Genomic DNA, 18,792 nt, shown 5'->3' on the forward strand with positions numbered 1-18,792 from the left:
TCAGTAGGCGTACGGGAAGGCGGACCAGTCGGGGTCGCGCTTCTCGAGGAACGCGTCGCGGCCCTCGGCCGCCTCGTCGGTGCCGTACGCGAGCCGCGTGGCCTCGCCCGCGAACACCTGCTGCCCGACGAGGCCGTCGTCGACGGCGTTCATCGCGAACTTCAGCATGCGGATGGCGGTCGGCGACTTGCCGAGGATCGTCCGGGCCCACGCGATGCCGGTGCGCTCGAGGTCCTCGTGCGGCACGACCGCGTTCACGGCGCCCATCTCGTAGGCGCGCTGCGCGTCGTAGTCGTCGGCGAGGAAGAACACCTCGCGGGCGAGCTTCTGCCCGACCTGTCGGGCGAAGTAGGCGCTGCCGTAGCCGGCGTCGAACGAGCCGACGTCGGCGTCGGTCTGCTTGAAGCGACCGTGCTCGCGGCTCGCGATCGTGAGGTCGCAGACGACGTGCAGCGAGTGTCCGCCGCCCGCCGCCCAGCCGGGCACGAGGGCGATCACGACCTTCGGCATGAAGCGGATGAGGCGCTGCACCTCGAGGATGTGCAGGCGCCCGCCCGTCGGGCCCGTCGCGCCCTCGTACCGGTAGCCGTCTCGGCCGCGGATGCGCTGGTCGCCGCCGGAGCAGAAGGCCCAGCCGCCGTCCCTCGGGCTCGGCCCGTTGCCGGTGAGCAGCACCACACCCACCGCGCTGTCGGTGCGGGCGTCCTCGAGCGCCTGGGCGAGCTCGTCGACGGTGCGCGGCCGGAACGCGTTCCGCACCTCCGGCCGGCTGATCGCGACCCGGGCGATGCGGCCGTCGAGGCTGCGGTGCGCGGTGACGTCGGTGAAGGAGGCCGCCACCTCCGCCTCGCGCCACTCGGCGGGATCGAAGAGCTCGGAGACCGTCACGAGCAGCAGCGTACGAGGCGGCCTCTCGACGTGCGCCGCGCGAGGATGGGCCCGTGCACCCCCGGCTCGACGACCTGCTCGGCTCCCTGCACGTCGTGACGCTCCCGATGGTCACGCGGTTCCGCGGCATCACGGTCCGCGAGGCCGCGCTGCTCCCGGGCCCTCGCGGCTGGACGGAGTTCGCCCCCTTCCCCGAGTACGGCGACGCGGAGGCGGCCGCGTGGCTCGCCGCCGCGATCGACTTCGGCTGGGGCGCCGAGCCGGCTCGGCGCCGCGACCGGATCCCCGTGAACGCGACCGTGCCGGCGCTGCCGGCCGAGGGCGTCGCGGCGCTGCTCGCGCGGTTCCCCGGCTGCCGCACCGCGAAGGTGAAGGTGGCGGAGCCGGGGCAGCGGCTCGCCGACGACGTCGACCGGGTCCGCGCCGTGCGTCGCGCGCTCGGACCCGAGGGGCGCATCCGCATCGATGCGAACGCGGCCTGGAACGTCGACGAGGCGGAGCACGCCCTGCGCGCCCTGTCGCCGTTCGACCTCGAGTACGCGGAGCAGCCCTGCGCGCGCCTCGACGAGCTCGCCGAGCTGCGGCAGCGCATCCGCGACCTCGCGATCCCGATCGCCGCCGACGAGTCGGTGCGGAAGGCGGACGACCCGCTCGAGGTGGCGCGCGCCGGGGCCGCGGACCTGCTCGTGATCAAGGCCGCGCCGCTCGGCGGCATCACCCGTGCGCTGTCGATCGTGCAGGAGGCGGGCCTGCCCGCGGTGGTCTCGAGCGCGATCGACACGTCGGTCGGTCTCGCGATGGGCGCCGCGCTCGCCGCCGCCCTGCCGGAGCTGCCCTACGACTGCGGCCTCGGCACCGCGGCCCTGCTCGCGGCGGACGTCACCGCGAGCCCGCTCGTGCCCGAAGACGGGACCGTCGCGGTCCGCCGGATCGAGCCGTCCGCCGCGCTCCTCGCGGAGCACGCGGCGCCCGTCGACCGCGAGGCCTGGTGGCGCGCCCGCATCGAACGCTGCTGGTCCTGCTCCCCGCCACGACCTGACCGCGTGTAGGTACTTCGCCCGGCCGTAGGTACCGACGCCGCGTGTCGCACCTACACGGGAGCGGAGTACCGACACGCGGTATCGGGACCTAGGAGGAGAGGCCGCTGTAGGCGTGCAGGCCGTGGAAGAAGACGTTGACGACGCCGAAGTTGAACAGCACCGCCGCGTAGCCGATGAGGTTCAGCCAGCCGGAGCCGTCACCGCGCCAGCCGCGGGTGGCGCGGGCGTGCAGGTAGCCGGCGTAGATGACCCAGATGATGAACGTCCACACCTCCTTCGTGTCCCAGCCCCAGTAGCGGCCCCAGGCGTGGTTCGCCCAGATGGCGCCCGCGATGAGCGTGAACGTCCAGAGGATGAAGCCGACCACCGCGATGCGGTAGGCGATGTTCTCGAGCCGGTTCGTGTCGGGGAACGTCGCGAGCAGACGCAGCCGCGTCGCAGGACGGCCGGCGGCGAGCGCGCGCTCCCGGCGCGACTGGACGAGCTGCACGGCCGACACCGCGCCGGAGAGCGTGAAGAAGCCGGTGCCGAGGATCGCGACGAAGACGTGGATGACGAGCCAGTACGACTGCAGGGCCGGCGGCAGCGGCGAGACGGGCACCTTGAAGCCGATCGTCGCGATGCCGAGCAGCACGAGCACGAGCCCGGTCATGATCGAGCCGAGGAAGCGCAGGTCGACCCGGGTCAGGGCGAGCAGGAACAGCCCGACCATGATGAGGGTGCCCGTCATCGAGAACTCGTACATGTTGGCCCACGGCACGCGGGCGGCGGCGACGCCGCGGAGCACGTCGGCGCCGAGGTGCAGCACGAAGCCCGCGATCGTGATGCCGACACCGACACGGGCGGCGGTGCGCTTCGCCGAGACGATCAGCGGCGGCGCGGGCGGGGCCGCTTCGAGCACGGCCGTGCCGCCCCCACCGACCGAGGCCGCGGTGGTGGTGCGTCGCACGCCGGCGCGCGCGTCGGCGAGCTGCGTGGCCTCGCTGGAGCGGCGGGCGAGGTCGAGGGCGAAGGCGACGAAGGCGATCGCGTAGAGCGCCATGGCCGACAGCAGCAGGAGCACCGACAGCTGATCGAGCGGGGTTCTCACGGGAAGCAGCCTAAGCGCCCCCGGGAGGGCGCCCCGCCCCCGTCAGACGCCTGCGGGTACGCGTTCGGCGGAGGGGGTCGGCGCCTCGAGCTCGCGGCGGTGCTCATGGGCGAACTCGCCCACCGCCCGCTCGAGACCGGGGTCGTCGCCGCGGGCGAGCGCCGCGTACTCGAGCCGCAGCCCGCCGTCGAGGTCGTCGGTCACCTTCAGCCACATCCGGCGGCGCGGGACGAGCAGCGAGGTGAGGAGCCCCGCGACCGTGAGCACGACGAAGCCCGCCACCCAGCCCTGCGACGGGTCGTGGTGGATGTCGAGCGCGGCGTAGCGCGCGATGCCGTCGAGGTGCACGGTGCCGAGCCCGTCGGGCAGGGTCGCCGTCGGCTGCGCGCGGGTGAGCTGGATGGGCTTGTTCGCGAGGGTCCGCGCCGCGACCTGCTTCATGCGGCTCGTGTCGAGGACGTACACGTTCTGGGTGGCGCCCCCGTTCAGGCCGAGGTCGCCGGCCCAGACGTTGAAGCTGACGAGCGGGTCACCGAGGCTCGGGAAGATGGAGGTGTCGGCGCCCGTCGAGAGCTTGCCGACGGTCGGGTACAGGAAGCCGACGAGGCCGATCTGCCTCGCCTGGCTCGTGGTGTGCTCGGCCTTCACGACGCCGAGCGAGGTCATGTTCGAGTCCTGGGGACGGAACGGCACGGAGCCGGAGAACGCGATCGAGCCGTTCGCGTTGCGCACGGTGATGTGCGGGGCGTAGCCGTTGCCGAGCAGGTAGACGGCGCTGCCGCCGATCTCGAGCGGGTCGTTCACCTTGATGATCCGGTGCACGGGCTCGTGGCCGGGCGTCCTCGTCGTGACGCGCGCCGTGTAGTCGAGCGGCTCGCCGAGGGCCGCGGGGTTCTGCTGCTCGTACTTCACCGTGAGCGAGTCGAGCCTCAGCGAGTACGGCTGCAGCGTCGAGTCGGTGAAGAAGCGTCCGGTCGAGAGCGAGTCGTAGTTCGACTGGTTGTTCACGAAGGTCTCGCCCTCGACCGTGACGCGCTGGCCGGTGTACGTGAAGCCGCTGCCGACGAACACCGAGACGAGCACACCGACGAGCCCCGCGTGGAAGAGGAGGTTGCCGGTCTCGCGCAGGTAGCCGCGCTCGGCCGAGAGGCTGTCGCCGTACCGCGCGACGCGGTAGCGGCGGCGGCGCAGCAGCCGCTCCCCCGCGTCGAGCGCCCGCGCGGGGTCGCCGGGGCTGCTCTCGCTGCGGTACGCCGGCAGCCGGCCGAGCCGTGAGGGGGTGCGCGGCGGCGCGGCGCGGAGCGCCTTCAGGTGGTAGGCGATGCGCGGCACCACACAGCCGACCAGCGAGATGAAGAGCAGCAGGTAGATCGCGGAGAACCAGGCCGACGTGTAGACGTCGAAGAGCTGCAGGGCGTTCGCGACGCCGACGAGGCCGGGGTTGCTCGCCTTCCAGTTGATCACGCCGTTCGGGTCGGCCGAGTTCTGCGGGATGAGCGATCCCGGCACCGCGGCGACGGCGAGCGCGAGCAGCAGCAGCAGGGCCGTGCGCATGCTCGTCAGCTGGCGCCACGCCCAGCGCAGCCATTCGAGCGCGCCGAGGCGCGGGTTCTGCGGCCCATCGCCGCGGAGGTCGCCGAAGCCGTCGTCCGCGAAGTCAGATGGCCTGCTCATACCCACCCCACCAGGCCTGCAGGGCGCCGACCGCGGAGAGCCAGACGCCGGAGATCATGAGCAGACCGATCACGACGAGCAGCGCGCCGCCCGCGAGGTTGATCGCGCGCACGTGCCGCTTCAGGAACGCGACGGTGCGGGTCGCCCAGCCGAGACCGACCGCGAGCGCGACGAACGGCAGGCCGAGGCCGATCGAGTAGACGAACGCGAGCAGCGCGCCGAGCCCGGCGGAGCCGCCCTGCAGCGCGAGCGACTGGATCGCGATGAGCGTCGGACCGAGGCACGGCGTCCAGCCGATCGCGAAGACCGCGCCGAGCAGCGGTGCCCCGACGAGGCCGGTGCGCGGCTGCCACGACGGCTTCACGGTGCGCTGCAGCGGGCCGAGGCCGCCGATGAAGACGAGCCCGAGCAGCAGCACGATCGCGCCCGAGATCCGCGTGAGCAGGTCGCGCCAGTGCACGAGGAAGAACCCGGCGGAACCGAACACGAAGCCCGTCGCGACGAAGACGACCGAGAAGCCGAGCACGAACAGCGCCGCGGCGAGCGCGAGGCGGCCGCCGGGGCGGCGGGCGGTGCCGCTGCCGTCCATGCCCCCCACGTAGCCCAGGTAGCCGGGCACGAGCGGCAGCACGCAGGGCGATGCGAACGAGAGCGCGCCCGCGGCGAGCGCGACCGGTGCGCCGAGCAGCAGCGCGCCGTCGCCGACGAGGGCGCTCACGAGTCCTGCCCGGACCGGGCCGACTTGATGAGCGTGGCGAGCACGGACTCGTTGATCGGACCGAGGATCCGGCCGATGACGCGGCCCTTCCTGCCGACCACGAGGGTCGTCGGGGTCGCGTTCGGCTGGATGCTGTCGGCGAACGCGAGCTGCGCGGCACCGCCGTTCGCCTGGTCGACGATGCTCGGGTAGCTCACCCTGTGCTGCGTCGCGAACGACTGCGCCTCGCCCGCCTCGTCGCGGATGTTCACGCCGACGAACTGCACGCCCTTGCCGGCGAAGTCCTTCGCCACCCGCTCGAGGTCGGGGGCCTCGGCGATGCACGGGCCGCAGCCCGCGTACCAGAAGTTCACGACGAGCACCTGGCCCGCGTACGTGCTCGAGCGGAAGGTGCCGCCGTCCGCCGTCGGTCCGGAGAAGGAGACGGGGGCGGTGGTCGGGTGGTGCCACTCCTCCACGCCGTCGATGGAGACGCCGCCCGGGTCGGAGGCCTGCGCGCCCGACTGGGTGCAGCCGGCGAGCAGCAGCACGGCGAGCAGGGCCGCGGGCGCGGCGAGGCGGCGCATCACGAGGCGCCCTCGTCGACGGCGACCGACAGCATCGGGAACGCCGGGTCGGCGTACGCGGTCTCGATGACGCGGCCGTCCCGCCGGGCGAACGAGGTGATGCTCGACAGGGCGGTGCGCCGGTTGCGCGGGTCGTGCGCGAGCATCCGGCCGTTCACGCTGCGGTGGACGGTCTCGATGGGCAGCTGGTGGCTCACGATGACGACGTGCCCCTCGGCCGTCGTGGCGAACGCGTCGAGCACCGCCTGCCGCATGCGGTCGCGGATCTCGACGTAGGGCTCGCCCCACGAGGGCTTCATCGGGTTGCGCAGGTGGGCGACCGCCCGCAGCTCCCTGCCGATCATGCCGCGGCCGGTGACGCGGCCCTCGAAGAGGTTACCCGCCTCGATGACCCGCTCATCGGTCTCGATGGGGAGGCCGAACTGCTCCGCGATGGGCTGCGCCGACTCCTGGGTGCGCTGCAGCGGCGACGCGAGAACCCGGGTGACGGGCAGATCGGCGATGGCCCGCGCGGTCATCGCGGCCATGAGGACGCCGCGCGCGGACAGGCGGAAGCCGGGGAGACGGCCGTAGAGCACGTGCTCGGGGTTGAACACCTCGCCGTGACGGACGAGGTGGAGCGCTGCGGCGACCATTCCGGACAGTGTACGAACCGGGTGTAAGAGGGCTGCGCGCGGTGGAGCCCAGGGCGTGCGTCCGATTGCTCAGGACCCGGCGCCCGCTTGAGGGCCGCCGGTAGGCTTCCCGCCCGTGACCGACCGCACCCTCGTCCGCGACCTCGCCCAGCTGCCCGAGGGCCCCGTCACCGTCGGCGGGTGGGTCGAGACGGTCCGCGATCAGAAGAAGGTGCAGTTCGTCGTCCTCCGCGACGAGAGCGGCGCCGTCCAGCTCGTGCGGCAGCGTCCCGCCGAGGAGGACGACGTCTCCCGCGCGATCGCGAGCGTCCCGCTGGGCAGCTTCGTGCGCGTCTCGGGCACGCTGAAGCACGACGAGCGCGTGAAGCTCGGCGGCCTCGAGGTCGCCGTCGCCGCCTTCGACGTCGTGACCGCGAGCGAGCCGGAGCAGCCGATCGCTGCCGACTCGAGCGTCGACAAGCGCCTCGACTGGCGCTTCCTCGACCTGCGCAACCCGGGGAACGAGCTCGTCTTCCAGGTCCAGACGACCTTCGAGCACGCGCTGCGCACCTGGTGGGTCGAGCACGGCTACGTCGAGATCCACACGCCGAAGCTCATGGCGTCGCCGTCGGAGTCGCGCGCCGAGCTGTTCCAGGTGCCGTACTTCGAGTCGACCGCCTACCTCGCGCAGAGCCCGCAGCACTTCAAGCAGATGGCGCAGGCCGCCGGCTTCGGCAAGGTGTTCGAGATCGCTCCCGCGTTCCGCGCCGACCCGTCCTTCACCGCCCGGCACGCCACCGAGTTCACGAGCATCGACGCCGAGATCAGCTGGATCGACAGCCACGAGGACGTCATGGCGATGCACGAGGAGGTGCTCGTCGCCGGCTTCGAGGCGGTGCGCGACAAGCACGGCGAGGACCTCGAGCGCGTGCTCGGGATTCCCGTCACGGTCCCGTCGCGGCCGTTCCCCCGCATCCCCCTCGCCGAGGCGAAGCGCATCGTCGCCGAGCGCGGCTACGTCGTGCCCCGCGCCGACGAGGACATGGACCCCGAGGGCGAGCGCCGCATCGCCGCGTACGTGCGCGAGGAGCTCGGGCACGACTTCGTGTTCCTCACCGACTACGCGTCGAGCATCCGGCCCTTCTACCACATGCGCTCCGAGGCCGACCCGGCCCTCACGAAGAGCTACGACCTCGTCTACCGAGGCACGGAGATCTCCACCGGCGCGCAGCGCGAGCACCGCGTCGACGTGCTCGAGACGCAGGCCCGCGAGAAGGGCCTCGACACCGACGAGCTCGCCGGCTACCTCGAGTTCTTCCGCTACGGCATCCCCGCGCACGGCGGCTTCGGCATGGGGCTCGCCCGCGTGCTCATGCTGATGCTCGAGCGGCAGAGCATCCGCGAGACGACCTACCTGTTCCGCGGACCGAACCGGCTGCGACCGTGACCGACGGCGGCGAGCCCCGCCCCGGACTCCGCGAGCGGCTCGCGGGGCCCTGGACGGACCTGCTCGGCCGCACCGCGATCCGCTGCCTCCAGGTGCTGATCGTGCTCGCCCTCGGGGTGGCGGTGGTCACCGAGGCGGCGAACCTCCGCGTGCTCGTCATCCCGGTGCTGCTCGCGATCATCCTCGCCGCGGCGTTCGCGCCCGTGGTGTCGTTCCTCAGGCGGCTGCACGTGCCGAACGGGCTCGCGGCCTTCCTCACCCTGGTGCTCACCGTGGTGGTGCTCGGCGCCGTGCTCACCGGCGTCGCGCTCGCGGTGATCGCGCAGTGGGGCACGCTCGTCTCCCAGGCGAACGACGGCATCGGCCAGCTGCAGTCGTTCGTGAAGCGGAGCGGGCTCCCGATCGACTCGTCGCAGCTCGAGAAGGCCCGCAAGCAGGGCGTCTCGTTCCTCACGAGCGGCGCCTTCGCGTCGGGGGCGCTCGCGGGGCTCTCGACGACGGTCTCCATCGTCACGGGCATCGTGCTGCTGCTGTTCGTGCTCTTCTACCTGCTGAAGGACGGCCGGACGATCTGGGAGTTCCTGCTCCGGCCCCTCGACGACGTCCGGCGCGCCCGTGCGCACCGCATCGGCAACCGGAGCGTCGGCGTGATGGGCGGCTACGTGCGGGGCACGGCGCTCGTCGCGCTCGTCGACGCGGTGTTCATCGGCGCCGGCCTGCTGATCCTGCGGGTGCCGCTCGCGATCCCGCTCACAGTGCTCGTGTTCGTCACGGCGTTCATCCCGGTGGTCGGCGCGACGATCGCCGGCGTCGTCTGCGCGCTCGTCGCCCTCGTGACGGGCGGGCCGGTGACGGCGCTGATCGTGGTCCTCATCGTGATCGTCGTGAACCAGCTCGAGGGCAACCTGCTGCAGCCGCTCATCATGGGCCGCACGGTGTCGCTGCACCCGCTCGTGATCCTGCTCGTGCTCACGGCCGGGGCCCTGCTCGCCGGCGTGGTCGGCGCCGTGCTGGCGGTGCCGACCGCTGCGGTCGCCTGGACCGCGATCAAGTCGTGGAACGAGTAGCGGCGCCTCAGGCGGTGAGCTCTGCCCGGAGCCGCTCCGGGTCGACGTGCCAGCGTGCGAAGAAGCGCTCACCGACGAGCACGACGGGGATGTCCTCGCCGTAGGCCTCCTGCAGCCCGGCGTCGTCGAGGATCGAGCGCTCGACGAGCCGCACGGGCCGTCCCTGGCGCTCGAGGTCGCCGAGCACGTCCTGCACGACCGCGCGCGCGTCGTCGCAGAGGTGGCAGCCCGGCTTGCCGATGAGGGTGACGGTGGGCATGCGGCAAGCGTAGGCGAGGGCCGTCCAGGATGCCGGTGCTCCCCCGCTTACGATCTCGGCATGGCCGACGACGACGCCTCCCAGCAGCCCGCCGCCGCGCTGCCGGTCGCGGCGTTCTTCGACATCGACAAGACGCTCGTGAACGGCGCGAGCCTGCTGTTCGTCGCCCGGGCGGCGCGCTCCCTCGGCATCGTGCCGCTGAAGGACCTCGCCCGGTTCGGGTGGCAGGCGCTGCGGTTCCGCCGCACCGGCGAGCGGCTGAGCATGCTCGAGAGCGCGCGCACACGCGGGATGCAGCTGCTCGCGGGCCAGTCCGCGGAGCGGGTGCACGACCTCGCGCAGACGGTGATGGGCCACATCCGGTCGCGCGTCTGGCCGGAGACGAGGGCGCTGCTCGAGGAGCACCTCGATGCGGGGCACGAGGTCTGGTTGATCTCGGCGACGCCCGACTTCCTCGCGCAGGCGATCGCCGAGGAGCTCGGCGCGACCGGCGGCATCGGGTCGGGCCTCGAGGTGCGCGACGGGGTCTTCACGGGCGCGCTGCAGGGACCGACGATGCACGGCCCGGAGAAGGCGCGCGCCGCCGAGGAGCTGATGCTCGCTCGGGGCTGCGACCCGAAGGACTGCTACGCGTACAGCGACTCGATCAACGACCTGCCGCTGCTCACCGCCGTGGGCACACCGGTGGCGATCAACCCGGATCGGGCGCTCGCCGCGCACGCCCGGCGGGCGGGCTGGCGGTCGCTGCGGCTCGACCCGGCGAGCATCCGGGCCGAGCGGCGGCGGGTGCGGGCCGCGGCGAAGGCGGCCGGCTGACCGCTACTTCTTGTTGCGGCGCTGGTGGCGGGTCTTGCGCAGCAGCTTGCGGTGCTTCTTCTTCGCCATCCGCTTGCGGCGCTTCTTGATGACCGAACCCATGGGATCTCCTCGTGATCTCGACGGCGGCCGCCGTCAGAGGCCGCGGAAGGACCCCGGCAGTCTACCGGACGCGCGAGGGCGCTCTCAGGCGGACCGGGATCCCGGGGGCTCGGCGCAGCGGCAGGCGGAGTCAGGAGGCGCGACGGAACCGCGTGGTGAGGCCGGCGGCGGAGGCGCCGAGGCGGACGGCTGCCGCGCGCACCCGCGGGGGCAGCGGCTTCGCGGGAGCGGCGGCGGCGACGGCCGCCGTCTGCTCGGTGGCGGGCTGCTCCGTGACGCTCGGCTTGACGAAGGCGCCGAGCCACTCGGCGATCGGCTCGAGCCGCGACGGCTCGAGCCGATAGAAGCGGTGCTGACCCTGCTCGCGCACCGACACGATCGAGAACTCGCGGAGCGTCTTCAGGTGCTTGGACACCGTGGGCTGGCTGAGCGAGAGGCGGTTGACGAGCTCGCCCACGCTCGCCTCGCCCGGCCCGTCGGCCTCGGCCTGCTCGAGGAGCGCACGGAGCAGCTCGCGCCGCGTCGGGTCAGCGATGACGTCGAACAGGTCCGCCACAGGGCCGAGCGTATTCCTTCCGGGTCCGCCGCGCCATGCCCGATCCCCCTCGAACGAGGGGATCGATACGCGTCGGCGTATGCGTCGGCCTCAGCCGGCGGCGAGCTCGCGGGCGCGGGCGATCGCGGCGGCCATCGCCTCGTCCAGGATCGCTCCGAGATCGTGCGCCTCGAGCACCGCGATCGCGCGCTCGGTGGTGCCCTTCGGGCTCGTGACCCGGCGGCGCAGCTCGGCGGGCGGATCGTCGCCTGCGCCGAGCAGCCGCAGCGCGCCGGCCGCCGTGCCCGTGACGAGCCGGCTCGCCTCCTCGGCGGAGAAGCCGAGACGGCGGGCCGCGTCGATCCACCGCTCGAGGAACAGGTAGACGTACGCGGGCCCCGACCCCGAGACCGCGGACAGCGCGTCGATGCGCTCCTCGGGCAGCTCGAGCACGTCGCCGACCGTGCGGAACGCCGCGACGGTCGCCGCGACCGCCTCCGGGCCTGCCGCGGAGCCCGCGGCGACGCCGGTGACCCCCTCCCCGACGGCGGCGGGCGTGTTCGGCATCGCGCGCAGCACCGCGGTCCCGGCGGCCAGCACCGCCTCCATCGCCCGGATCGGGATGCCGGCCGCGACGCTCACCACGACGGCGCCCTCGGTCAGGTCACCGGCCACCTCACGGAGCACGTCGACCACCTGCGCCGGCTTCACCGCGACGACGACCAGCCGCGCGCCGCGCACCGCCTCCCGGTTCGCGTCCGGCCGCTCCTCCTGCGAGAGCGCGGTGACGCCGGGCACCCCGACGAAGCCGGCCGATCGGGCGGCGCTGCGCGTCGTGACCCGGAGGTCGGGCACCCCCGCGGCGGCGAGGCCGGCGAGCACGGCGGAGCCCATGGAGCCTCCCCCGAGCATCGCGACGGGGGACGGGACGAGCGGGGTGTCGGTCACGCTCCCCGAGCCTAGGGATGTGCTGCACCGCCGCCGTAGACTGCGGCACGAGCCGGGAGGTGCGATGAGCGACGAGCTCGGCACGGCGATCGCCCAGGCGGCGGGTCGCGTGCGGAACGTGCGGAACGTCGGCACGGTGCGCATCGGGCGCGAGACCGCGACGGAGCGGGTCCTCGTGGCCGTGCGGGTGGGCCTGCCGCCCCTGCTGCCCTTCCCCGAGGTGGTGAACGCCATCGCGCACGTGCAGCTGGCGGCCGCGCGGCTCGCCCCGAAGGGCGCCGCGATCTTCGTCGAGCCCGACGTCGCCGCCGATCAGGCGACCCCGACCGAGACGATCGTCATCCGCGCGCTCGAGTAGCGCGGCGATCCGCGAAGAACTGCTGCAGCAGCGCGGCGCACGCGTCGGCTTCGACGCCACCCGTGACCTCGATCGCGTGCGGCAGGTGCCGGTCGCGCAGCACGTCCTGCACCGAGCCGGCGGCGCCGGCCTTCTCGTCCCAGGCGCCGAAGACGAGCCGCGGCACCCGGGCGGCGAGCACAGCGCCCGCGCACATCACGCACGGCTCGAGCGTGACGACGAGGGTCGCGTCGTCGAGCCGCCAGCCGCCGAGCGCCGCCGCCGCGTCGCGCAGGGCGACGACCTCGGCGTGGGCGAGCGGGTCGCCCGTCGCCTCCCGCTCGTTGCGGCCGCGGCCGATCACGGTGCCGTCGGCGGCGACCACGACCGCGCCGACGGGCACGTCGCCCGTGGTGAGCGCGCCGCGCGCCTCGTCGAGCGCGGCCCTCATCGCCGTGCCCCACCGACCCGGTGCCATGTCCGCCCTCCCGCCGCTCACTACCCTGACAGCATGCGCGTGCACGTCGCCGACCATCCGCTCGTCACGCACAAGCTCACCGTGCTGCGTGACCGGCGCACCCCCTCCCCCACCTTCCGGGCCCTGGCCGAGGAGCTCGTGACGCTGCTCGCCTACGAGGCGACGCGGGCGGTGCGCACCGAGCCGGTGCGCATCGAGACCCCGGTGGCGGTGACGACGGGTCTCGCCATCAGCGACCCGCGGCCGCTCGTCGTGCCGATCCTGCGGGCCGGCCTCGGGATGCTCGAGGGGATGATCAAGCTCATCCCGAGCGCCGAGGTGGGCTTCCTCGGCATGGTGCGCGACGAGGAGACGCTGTCGCCGGCGATCTACGCGGAGCGCCTGCCACCGGACCTGCAGAACCGGCAGTGCTTCGTGCTCGACCCGATGCTCGCGACCGGGGGCAGCCTGCTCGCGGCGATCGACTACCTGTTCGACCGCGGGGCCGTCGACGTGACGGCCGTCTGCCTGCTCGCCGCCCCGGAGGGGCTCGAGGCGATCGAGCGCGCGACGGCCGGCCGCGACCTCACGATCGTGCTGGGCGCGCTCGACGAGCGGCTCGACGAGTCGGGCTACATCATCCCGGGCCTCGGCGACGCGGGCGATCGCCTCTACGGCACGGTCCCCAGCTGACCGGTTGCTCCGCTGCCCCGCTTCCCCACCTGCACGACCGTCCCGCTGCTTCGCATCGTGCCGGTACCGGCAGGCGTCGGCCCAGGCCGGTTCCGCGGTTCGCGGGCTGGGCTCGCGCCGCCGGATCCGGCATGTCGGGGGATCCAACCCGACCTGTGGAAGCGGCGCGGAGCGCCGGGGCGGCTTGACACGCGCCGAACGTCTCGGGCAGCATTCCGGGCATGTCCATCATCGCTCGTAGCACGACCGCCCACGAGGCCCGGCCGTCGCTCGCGATGATGGCGGGCGTCCTCCGCCGCCGAATGTGTCGCTGAACCGTTCCTAGCCGCCCGCGCTCCCGCAGCGGGCACCCGCGTCGCCGCTGATCGCGCGACGCGTCGCTCGGCCCGCATCCCGGGCATCGGTTCCGCACATCCATCCTCCGCGCAGCGCCCCGTCCGGCGCGCGCCCCTCGCCGAAGGTCTGCTTCCGCCATGTCGCTCGCTCCTGTCTCCCCCGTTCCCACCGCTTCCGCCGCCGCTGCCGAGCGGCCCGCTCTCCGGCTCGTGCCGGACGGCGCCGAGGTGCGCGGCTTCGCCCTCTTCGTCGGTCTCGACGAGGCGAAGGCCCGTGCCGCCGGCGTCGACCTGCCCGCGCTCGTCGACTCGCTCCGCCGACTGACCGGCGAGCTCGCGCCCGACGCCGAGACCTACGCGGCCGTCGCCCTCGCGCCGGAGGGCGCCGGCGGCCGCGACCTCGACATCGTCCGGCGCGCGCTCACCGACCGCGCCGTGACGCCCGAGGCGCCGACGGCCCTCGCTCCGCGCCGGCGGACCGGCATCACCCTCGACCTCGGCCGCAAGCGCCTGAAGATCGACGGCGAGAACGCCGCCCTCACGTACCGCGAGTTCGAGCTGCTGCAGTTCCTCGTGCTCCGCGAGGGCCGCACGGTGCCGCGCACCGAGATCATCACGGGCCTCTGGGCCGACGCCGAGGGCGCCGACGTGCCGAACGAGCGCACGATCGACGTGCACGTGCGTCGGCTGCGCGCCAAGCTCGGCGACTACGGCGACATCGTGCGCACCATCCGGGGCAGCGGCTACCGCTTCGACCGGCACGCCGACGTCGTGATCCGCTACGGCGAGACCCCGAGCCCCGACCGCTTCTGAGACCTGGGCGGCCTCGCCAGCCGCGGGCTGCGGCGCCCTGCATGCGGTGCCGCGGCGCGACGCGCAGGACCCGGCACGCGACCCAGGACGACGCCCCCCGGGACGCGCTCACAGCGAACCCGTGGCCCTCGACACGCCGAAGCCCCTGGCGCGCCGTTACCGAACCGTAATACCGTCGCTCTCGCGTCGACCGTTTGCTGTGGCGGGCGCCGCGCGTGATTGCAGGACACTCTTGGTGCAAGGGAGAGGGCCGGTCGCCGCCTCTGCGACCGGCCCTCACTCATGAGTTCGGAGCCCTTCCCGCAGCGGTTCGGGACGGGTTCCGACGCGGTTCCGCAGCCCCCGCCCGCTGCGTGCGACGGCCTCCGCCGCGCAGGAACGGCTGCTTGGATGCCCGGCATGCCCGCCCCCGGCTCCCCCGCCGTCGTCTGGTTCCGCGACGACCTGCGGGTCAGCGACCACCCCGCCCTGCGCGAGGCCGCCGAGTCCGGCGCGCCCCTCGTGCTGCTCTACGTCTTCGACGACTCGGGGACCGCCGCCCGCAACCTCGGCGCGGCGAGCCGCTGGTGGCTGCACCGCAGCCTCGAGTCGCTCGCCGGCTCGCTCGAGAAGCGGGGCGCGTCCCTCGTGACCCGCAGCGGCGACCCCGTGGAGCAGGTGCCCGCGGTGCTCACGGAGTCGGGCGCCTCGTCGCTGTGGCTGAACCGGCGCTACGCGCCCGGTGAGCGGCAGCAGGACGAGCGGGTCGCCGACGCCGTCGAGGCCCTCGGCGCCTCCGTCCGCTCCTTCGCCGGCTCGCTCCTGCACGAGCCGGGCGACCTCACCACCGCCGACGGCGAGCGGTTCTCGGTGTTCAGCCCGTTCTGGCGCGCGTTCCTCCGCACCGTCACCCCGCGCGAACCGCTGCCCGCGCCGCGGTCGCTGCACGCCGCCCCACCGCCGCGCAGCGAGCGTCTCGAGGCTCTCGATCTGCTGCCCTCCACCCCCGACTGGTCCGCGGGCCTGCGCGAGACGTGGCTGCCGGGCGAGCGCGGCGCGCAGCGCCGGCTCGAGGAGTTCGTCGAGCACCGCCTCCGGCATTACGACGAGGGCCGCGACCTGCCCGCAGCCGAGGCGTCCTCGCGGCTCTCGCCGCACCTGAAGTTCGGCGAGGTCAGCCCCTACGCCGTGTGGCACGCCGTGCAGGCCGCCGACGCCGGCCCGCACCAGAAGGAGCGCTTCCTCTCCGAGCTCGGCTGGCGCGAGTTCAACTACGACACCCTCGCGACCCACGCGGAGCTCGCCACCGTCAACGTGCACCGCGCCTTCGACGCCTTCCCGTGGGCGGAGGTCGACCCGCGCAGGCTCCGCGCCTGGGAGCAGGGCCGCACGGGCATCCCGTTCGTCGACGCGGGCATGCGGCAGCTCTGGAGCACCGGCTGGATGCACAACCGCGCCCGGATGGTGACCGCCTCGTTCCTCATCAAGAACCTCCGGTACGACTGGCGCATCGGGGAGCAGTGGTTCTGGGACACCCTCGTCGACGCCGACCCGGCGAACAACACGGCGCAGTGGCAGTGGGTGGCGGGCAGCGGCGCCGACGCGGCGCCGTTCTTCCGTGTCTTCAACCCGGTGCTCCAGGCGCGGAGGTTCGACCCCCACGGCGAGTACGTGCACCGCTGGGTGCCGGAGCTGCGGGGCCTGTCCGGCAAGGCCCTCGAGGAGCCGTGGAACGCCCGCGACGGGCTCGTGCTCGACGGCGCGGACCCGGCGGAGGCCTACCCGGCGCCGATCGTCGACCTGAAACGGTCCCGCGACGAGGCCCTCGCCGCCTTCGAGCAGGTGCGGCAGCGGGGCTGAAGCGCCGAAGGCGGTGCGCCTTCCGCGGATTTCAGCCCGCGTCTGTCTACGCTCCGTTCCGGCCTCGTACGACCCGACGGACGCGGGCCGACCGCCATGGAGGGCCGTACATGAGGATCGACGAGCACCCGGGGGCGTCCCCGCGCCACGCCGTGCAGCGCACCCGCTCCGGTGTCGCGGGCCCGCTCAAGGCGGTCGCGGTGGTGCTCGCAGTCGTCCTCGTCAGCTCGATCTCGATCGCCGCCTACGGCGTCTGGTCGCTCACGCGGGCCGTCGCCGCGAACGCCGTCGACATCGGCGGCAAGTCGTCGCTCGCCGCGATGGACGGGGCGTTCAACGTGCTGCTCGTCGGGGCGGACAACGCCCCGGGGCAGTCCTCGTGGGGCGCCTCGCGGCAGGCGACGTTGAACGACGTGAACATCCTCGTGCACGTCGCCGCGGACCACAGAAGCGGCGTCGTGGTCAGCCTTCCCCGCGACCTCGTCATCGACCAGCCCGCCTGCGTCGACCCGACGACCAAGGAGGTCGGCGCGGCCGTCACCCAGCAGCCGCTCAACACGTCGTACGCGCGGGGCGGCCTCAGCTGCGTCGTGAACACCGCCGAGCACCTCACCGGCGTCCAGATCCCCTACGCGGCGCTGTTCAGCTTCGAGGGCACGGTCAAGATGGCCGACGCGGTCGGCGGCGTGCCCGTCTGCGTGACCGCCCCGATCGACGACCCCAAGTCCGGTCTCAAGCTGCCCGCGGGCCGTTCCGTCATCTCGGGCCGCACCGCGCTCGCCTACCTGCGCAGCCGCCACGGCGTCGGCGACGGCAGCGACCTGTCGCGCATCGGGTCGCAGCAGGCCTACATGTCGTCGCTGATGCGGACGATGATGAGCAGCAACACCTTCACGAACCCGACGCGGCTCTACGGCCTCGCCAGCGCCGCCGCGCAGAACGTGCAGCTGTCCACGTCGATGGCCAACGTCGAGACCATCGTGCACATGGCGGTCGCGCTCAAGGACATGAACCTGCAGCACCTCGTGTTCGTGCAGTACCCGACGGGCCAGGACCCCTACGACACGGCGAAGGTCGTGCCCGACACCGCCCTCGCCGGCCGCCTGATGTGGCGCCTGCGATCCGACCGACCGGTCGCGCTCGACGCGTCGTCGCTCGGTCTCAGCACGAAGCTCGCGCCGACCGCGCAGAAGAAGGCGACGAGCACCGCACCCTCGTCCTCGTCGAGCACGTCGTCGTCGAGCACGTCGTCGTCCGGCACATCGTCGTCCGGCACCTCCTCGACCGCGAAGCAGCCGGCCGCGAAGAAGCCGTCGTCCCCGGTGATCGACGGGCTGCGCGGCCAGACCGCGGCGCAGCAGACCTGCTCGATCGCCGCCCGGTAGGCGGCGGGGCGGGCGTCGCCGGCCGGGCTCAGGCCGGTACGGCGGAGCGCTGCGCCGGCGGGACCCAGCCGAGTGCGGGTGCGACCTGCTCGACGACCGTGCCGAGCAGCCGGGCGTTGTAGTCGACGCCGAGCTGGTTCGGCACGGTGAGCAGCAGGGTGTCGGCCGCCTGCACGGCGGCGTCGCGGGCGAGCTCCTCGGCGATCTCGTCGGGCTCGCCGATGTAGCTGCGCCCGAACCGGGCGAGGCCGCCGTCGAGTGCGCCGACCTGGTCCTGCGACTCGGCTCCCCCACGGCCGCCGAAGTAGTAGCGGTCCTCGTCGGTCGTGATCGGCATCACGCTGCGGCTCACGGAGACGCGCGGCTCGCGCTGCCATCCGGCGCGGCGCCAGGCGTCCCGGTAGCGCTCGATCTGCTCGGCCTGCAGCTCGTCGAAGGGCACGCCGGTGTCCTCGGTGAGCAGTGTCGAGCTCATGAGGTTCATGCCCTGCTCCGCGGCCCACTCGGCGGTGGCGCGGGTGCCGGCGCCCCACCAGATGCGGTCCGGCAGGCCCGGAGACAGGGGCGAGATCGCGAGGCCGCCGTCGGTACCGGTCATCCGCGGGTTCGCGCGCACGATCGGCGCGCCGGCGATCGCCGCGCGGAACACCTCGGCCTTCGCCCGGGCGAGGTCGGCGTCGGTCTCGTCGTCGCCCGGCACGTAGCCGAACGCCTCGGAGCCGCGCAGGGCCGGCTCGGGTGAGCCGCGGCTCACCCCGAGCTGCAGCCGGCCGCCGGTGAGCAGGTCGGCGACCGCGGCCTCCTCGGCCATGTACAGCGGGTTCTCGTAGCGGAGGTCGATGACGCCCGTCCCGAGCTCGATACGGCTCGTGCGCGCGCCCATCGCCGCGAGCAGCGGGAACGGCGCCGAGAGCTGCGGCGCGAAGTGGTGGACGCGCACGTAGGCGCCGTCGACCCCGAGCTCCTCGGCCGCGACCGCGAGCTCGACCGTCTGCAGCAGGGCGTCCGCGGCCGTGCGGGCCACCGAGCCGGGGATGGGCTGCCAGTGCCCGAAGGTGAGGAATCCGATGCGCTCCACCTCGGCGTCAACCGCACGTCCGCCTCCCGTGTTCCGAATGGGTTCTGCCCGAGGATCCGCCGAACGGCCCTCGCGAGTCGTCCTGCGGCCG

21 protein-coding genes are annotated in these 18,792 nt (G+C 73.5%); 9 read left to right on the forward strand and 12 right to left on the reverse strand.

Annotation, left to right across the window (positions count from 1 at the left end):
* Nucleotides 1-894 (reverse strand): 1,4-dihydroxy-2-naphthoyl-CoA synthase, encoded by an 894-nt coding sequence (locus QDR37_RS05595; RefSeq protein ID WP_279713560.1) that lies wholly within the window; start codon nucleotides 892-894, stop codon nucleotides 1-3.
* A gap of 47 nt (nucleotides 895-941) precedes the next feature.
* Between QDR37_RS05595 and QDR37_RS05600 the strand changes: the two genes are divergently transcribed.
* Nucleotides 942-1,937, forward strand: coding sequence for an o-succinylbenzoate synthase (locus QDR37_RS05600; protein ID WP_279712623.1), 996 nt, complete (start codon nucleotides 942-944; stop codon nucleotides 1,935-1,937).
* Nucleotides 1,938-2,016: 79 nt separating this feature from the next.
* Here QDR37_RS05600 and ccsB read toward each other — a convergent pair whose 3' ends face one another.
* The 5 genes from ccsB to QDR37_RS05625 form a co-directional block, all read right to left on the reverse strand.
* On the reverse strand, nucleotides 2,017-2,970 hold the full coding sequence (ccsB, locus tag QDR37_RS05605) for a c-type cytochrome biogenesis protein CcsB (RefSeq protein WP_279713561.1): 954 nt from the start codon (nucleotides 2,968-2,970) through the stop codon (nucleotides 2,017-2,019).
* A gap of 90 nt (nucleotides 2,971-3,060) precedes the next feature.
* A complete protein-coding gene (locus QDR37_RS05610; RefSeq protein ID WP_279712624.1) occupies nucleotides 3,061-4,692 on the reverse strand; it encodes a cytochrome c biogenesis protein ResB in 1,632 nt (543 codons plus the stop codon).
* Nucleotides 4,676-5,410 (reverse strand): cytochrome c biogenesis protein CcdA, encoded by a 735-nt coding sequence (locus QDR37_RS05615; protein WP_279712626.1) that lies wholly within the window; start codon nucleotides 5,408-5,410, stop codon nucleotides 4,676-4,678. The genes QDR37_RS05610 and QDR37_RS05615 overlap by 17 nt, the downstream gene beginning before the upstream one ends.
* Entirely contained in the window at nucleotides 5,407-5,976 is a 570-nt protein-coding gene (locus tag QDR37_RS05620) for a TlpA disulfide reductase family protein (protein ID WP_279713562.1), read from the reverse strand. Before QDR37_RS05620 ends, QDR37_RS05615 begins: the two co-directional genes overlap by 4 nt.
* Nucleotides 5,976-6,611 carry a histidine phosphatase family protein gene (locus tag QDR37_RS05625; protein WP_279712627.1) on the reverse strand — a complete coding sequence of 212 codons (636 nt, stop codon included), beginning with the start codon at nucleotides 6,609-6,611 and terminating at the stop codon, nucleotides 5,976-5,978. The genes QDR37_RS05620 and QDR37_RS05625 overlap by 1 nt, the downstream gene beginning before the upstream one ends.
* Before the next feature lie 115 nt (nucleotides 6,612-6,726).
* On the opposite strand from QDR37_RS05625, the gene aspS reads away from it, so the two are divergent.
* Together aspS and QDR37_RS05635 are read left to right on the forward strand one after the other, a co-directional pair.
* A complete protein-coding gene (aspS, locus tag QDR37_RS05630; RefSeq protein WP_279712628.1) occupies nucleotides 6,727-8,037 on the forward strand; it encodes an aspartate--tRNA(Asn) ligase in 1,311 nt (436 codons plus the stop codon).
* A complete protein-coding gene (locus QDR37_RS05635; RefSeq protein WP_279712629.1) occupies nucleotides 8,034-9,104 on the forward strand; it encodes an AI-2E family transporter in 1,071 nt (356 codons plus the stop codon). Before aspS ends, QDR37_RS05635 begins: the two co-directional genes overlap by 4 nt.
* Before the next feature lie 7 nt (nucleotides 9,105-9,111).
* On the opposite strand, the gene QDR37_RS05640 is transcribed toward QDR37_RS05635, so the two are convergent.
* Nucleotides 9,112-9,363, reverse strand: a complete 252-nt coding sequence (locus tag QDR37_RS05640) for a glutaredoxin family protein (protein WP_279712630.1) — start codon at nucleotides 9,361-9,363, stop codon at nucleotides 9,112-9,114.
* A 60-nt stretch (nucleotides 9,364-9,423) separates the two neighbouring features.
* On the opposite strand from QDR37_RS05640, the gene QDR37_RS05645 reads away from it, so the two are divergent.
* On the forward strand, nucleotides 9,424-10,179 hold the full coding sequence (locus QDR37_RS05645) for an HAD-IB family hydrolase (protein ID WP_279712631.1): 756 nt from the start codon (nucleotides 9,424-9,426) through the stop codon (nucleotides 10,177-10,179).
* A 3-nt stretch (nucleotides 10,180-10,182) separates the two neighbouring features.
* Here QDR37_RS05645 and QDR37_RS05650 read toward each other — a convergent pair whose 3' ends face one another.
* From QDR37_RS05650 to proC, 3 genes are all read right to left on the reverse strand, one after another.
* The gene (locus QDR37_RS05650; protein WP_003792170.1) at nucleotides 10,183-10,281 is read right to left on the reverse strand and encodes an AURKAIP1/COX24 domain-containing protein; all 99 of its coding nucleotides are present in this window, start codon (nucleotides 10,279-10,281) and stop codon (nucleotides 10,183-10,185) included.
* A 130-nt stretch (nucleotides 10,282-10,411) separates the two neighbouring features.
* Nucleotides 10,412-10,837 carry a metalloregulator ArsR/SmtB family transcription factor gene (locus QDR37_RS05655; RefSeq protein WP_279712632.1) on the reverse strand — a complete coding sequence of 142 codons (426 nt, stop codon included), beginning with the start codon at nucleotides 10,835-10,837 and terminating at the stop codon, nucleotides 10,412-10,414.
* Nucleotides 10,838-10,927: 90 nt separating this feature from the next.
* The gene (gene proC / locus QDR37_RS05660) at nucleotides 10,928-11,728 is read right to left on the reverse strand and encodes a pyrroline-5-carboxylate reductase (RefSeq protein WP_279713563.1); all 801 of its coding nucleotides are present in this window, start codon (nucleotides 11,726-11,728) and stop codon (nucleotides 10,928-10,930) included.
* A gap of 100 nt (nucleotides 11,729-11,828) precedes the next feature.
* Between proC and QDR37_RS05665 the strand changes: the two genes are divergently transcribed.
* A complete protein-coding gene (locus tag QDR37_RS05665; RefSeq protein ID WP_279712633.1) occupies nucleotides 11,829-12,122 on the forward strand; it encodes a hypothetical protein in 294 nt (97 codons plus the stop codon).
* On the opposite strand, the gene tadA is transcribed toward QDR37_RS05665, so the two are convergent.
* Complete coding sequence (gene tadA, locus QDR37_RS05670) at nucleotides 12,103-12,579, reverse strand: tRNA adenosine(34) deaminase TadA (RefSeq protein ID WP_279712634.1); 477 nt, start codon at nucleotides 12,577-12,579, stop codon at nucleotides 12,103-12,105. The two genes, QDR37_RS05665 and tadA, sit on opposite strands and share 20 nt — an antisense overlap.
* Nucleotides 12,580-12,612: 33 nt before the next feature.
* On the opposite strand from tadA, the gene upp reads away from it, so the two are divergent.
* From upp to QDR37_RS05690, 4 genes are all read left to right on the forward strand, one after another.
* Nucleotides 12,613-13,251 carry a uracil phosphoribosyltransferase gene (gene upp / locus QDR37_RS05675; RefSeq protein ID WP_279712635.1) on the forward strand — a complete coding sequence of 213 codons (639 nt, stop codon included), beginning with the start codon at nucleotides 12,613-12,615 and terminating at the stop codon, nucleotides 13,249-13,251.
* A 473-nt stretch (nucleotides 13,252-13,724) separates the two neighbouring features.
* The gene (locus QDR37_RS05680; protein WP_279712636.1) at nucleotides 13,725-14,399 is read left to right on the forward strand and encodes a winged helix-turn-helix domain-containing protein; all 675 of its coding nucleotides are present in this window, start codon (nucleotides 13,725-13,727) and stop codon (nucleotides 14,397-14,399) included.
* A gap of 399 nt (nucleotides 14,400-14,798) precedes the next feature.
* The gene (locus QDR37_RS05685) at nucleotides 14,799-16,238 is read left to right on the forward strand and encodes a deoxyribodipyrimidine photo-lyase (protein WP_279712637.1); all 1,440 of its coding nucleotides are present in this window, start codon (nucleotides 14,799-14,801) and stop codon (nucleotides 16,236-16,238) included.
* Nucleotides 16,239-16,348: 110 nt separating this feature from the next.
* Entirely contained in the window at nucleotides 16,349-17,623 is a 1,275-nt protein-coding gene (locus QDR37_RS05690; protein ID WP_279712638.1) for an LCP family protein, read from the forward strand.
* 28 nt (nucleotides 17,624-17,651) lie between these two features.
* On the opposite strand, the gene QDR37_RS05695 is transcribed toward QDR37_RS05690, so the two are convergent.
* On the reverse strand, nucleotides 17,652-18,701 hold the full coding sequence (locus tag QDR37_RS05695) for an LLM class flavin-dependent oxidoreductase (protein WP_279712639.1): 1,050 nt from the start codon (nucleotides 18,699-18,701) through the stop codon (nucleotides 17,652-17,654).
* Nucleotides 18,702-18,792: the final 91 nt, after the last annotated feature.

The organism is Amnibacterium sp. CER49 (assembly GCF_029846255.1).
GTDB lineage: Bacteria > Actinomycetota > Actinomycetes > Actinomycetales > Microbacteriaceae > Amnibacterium.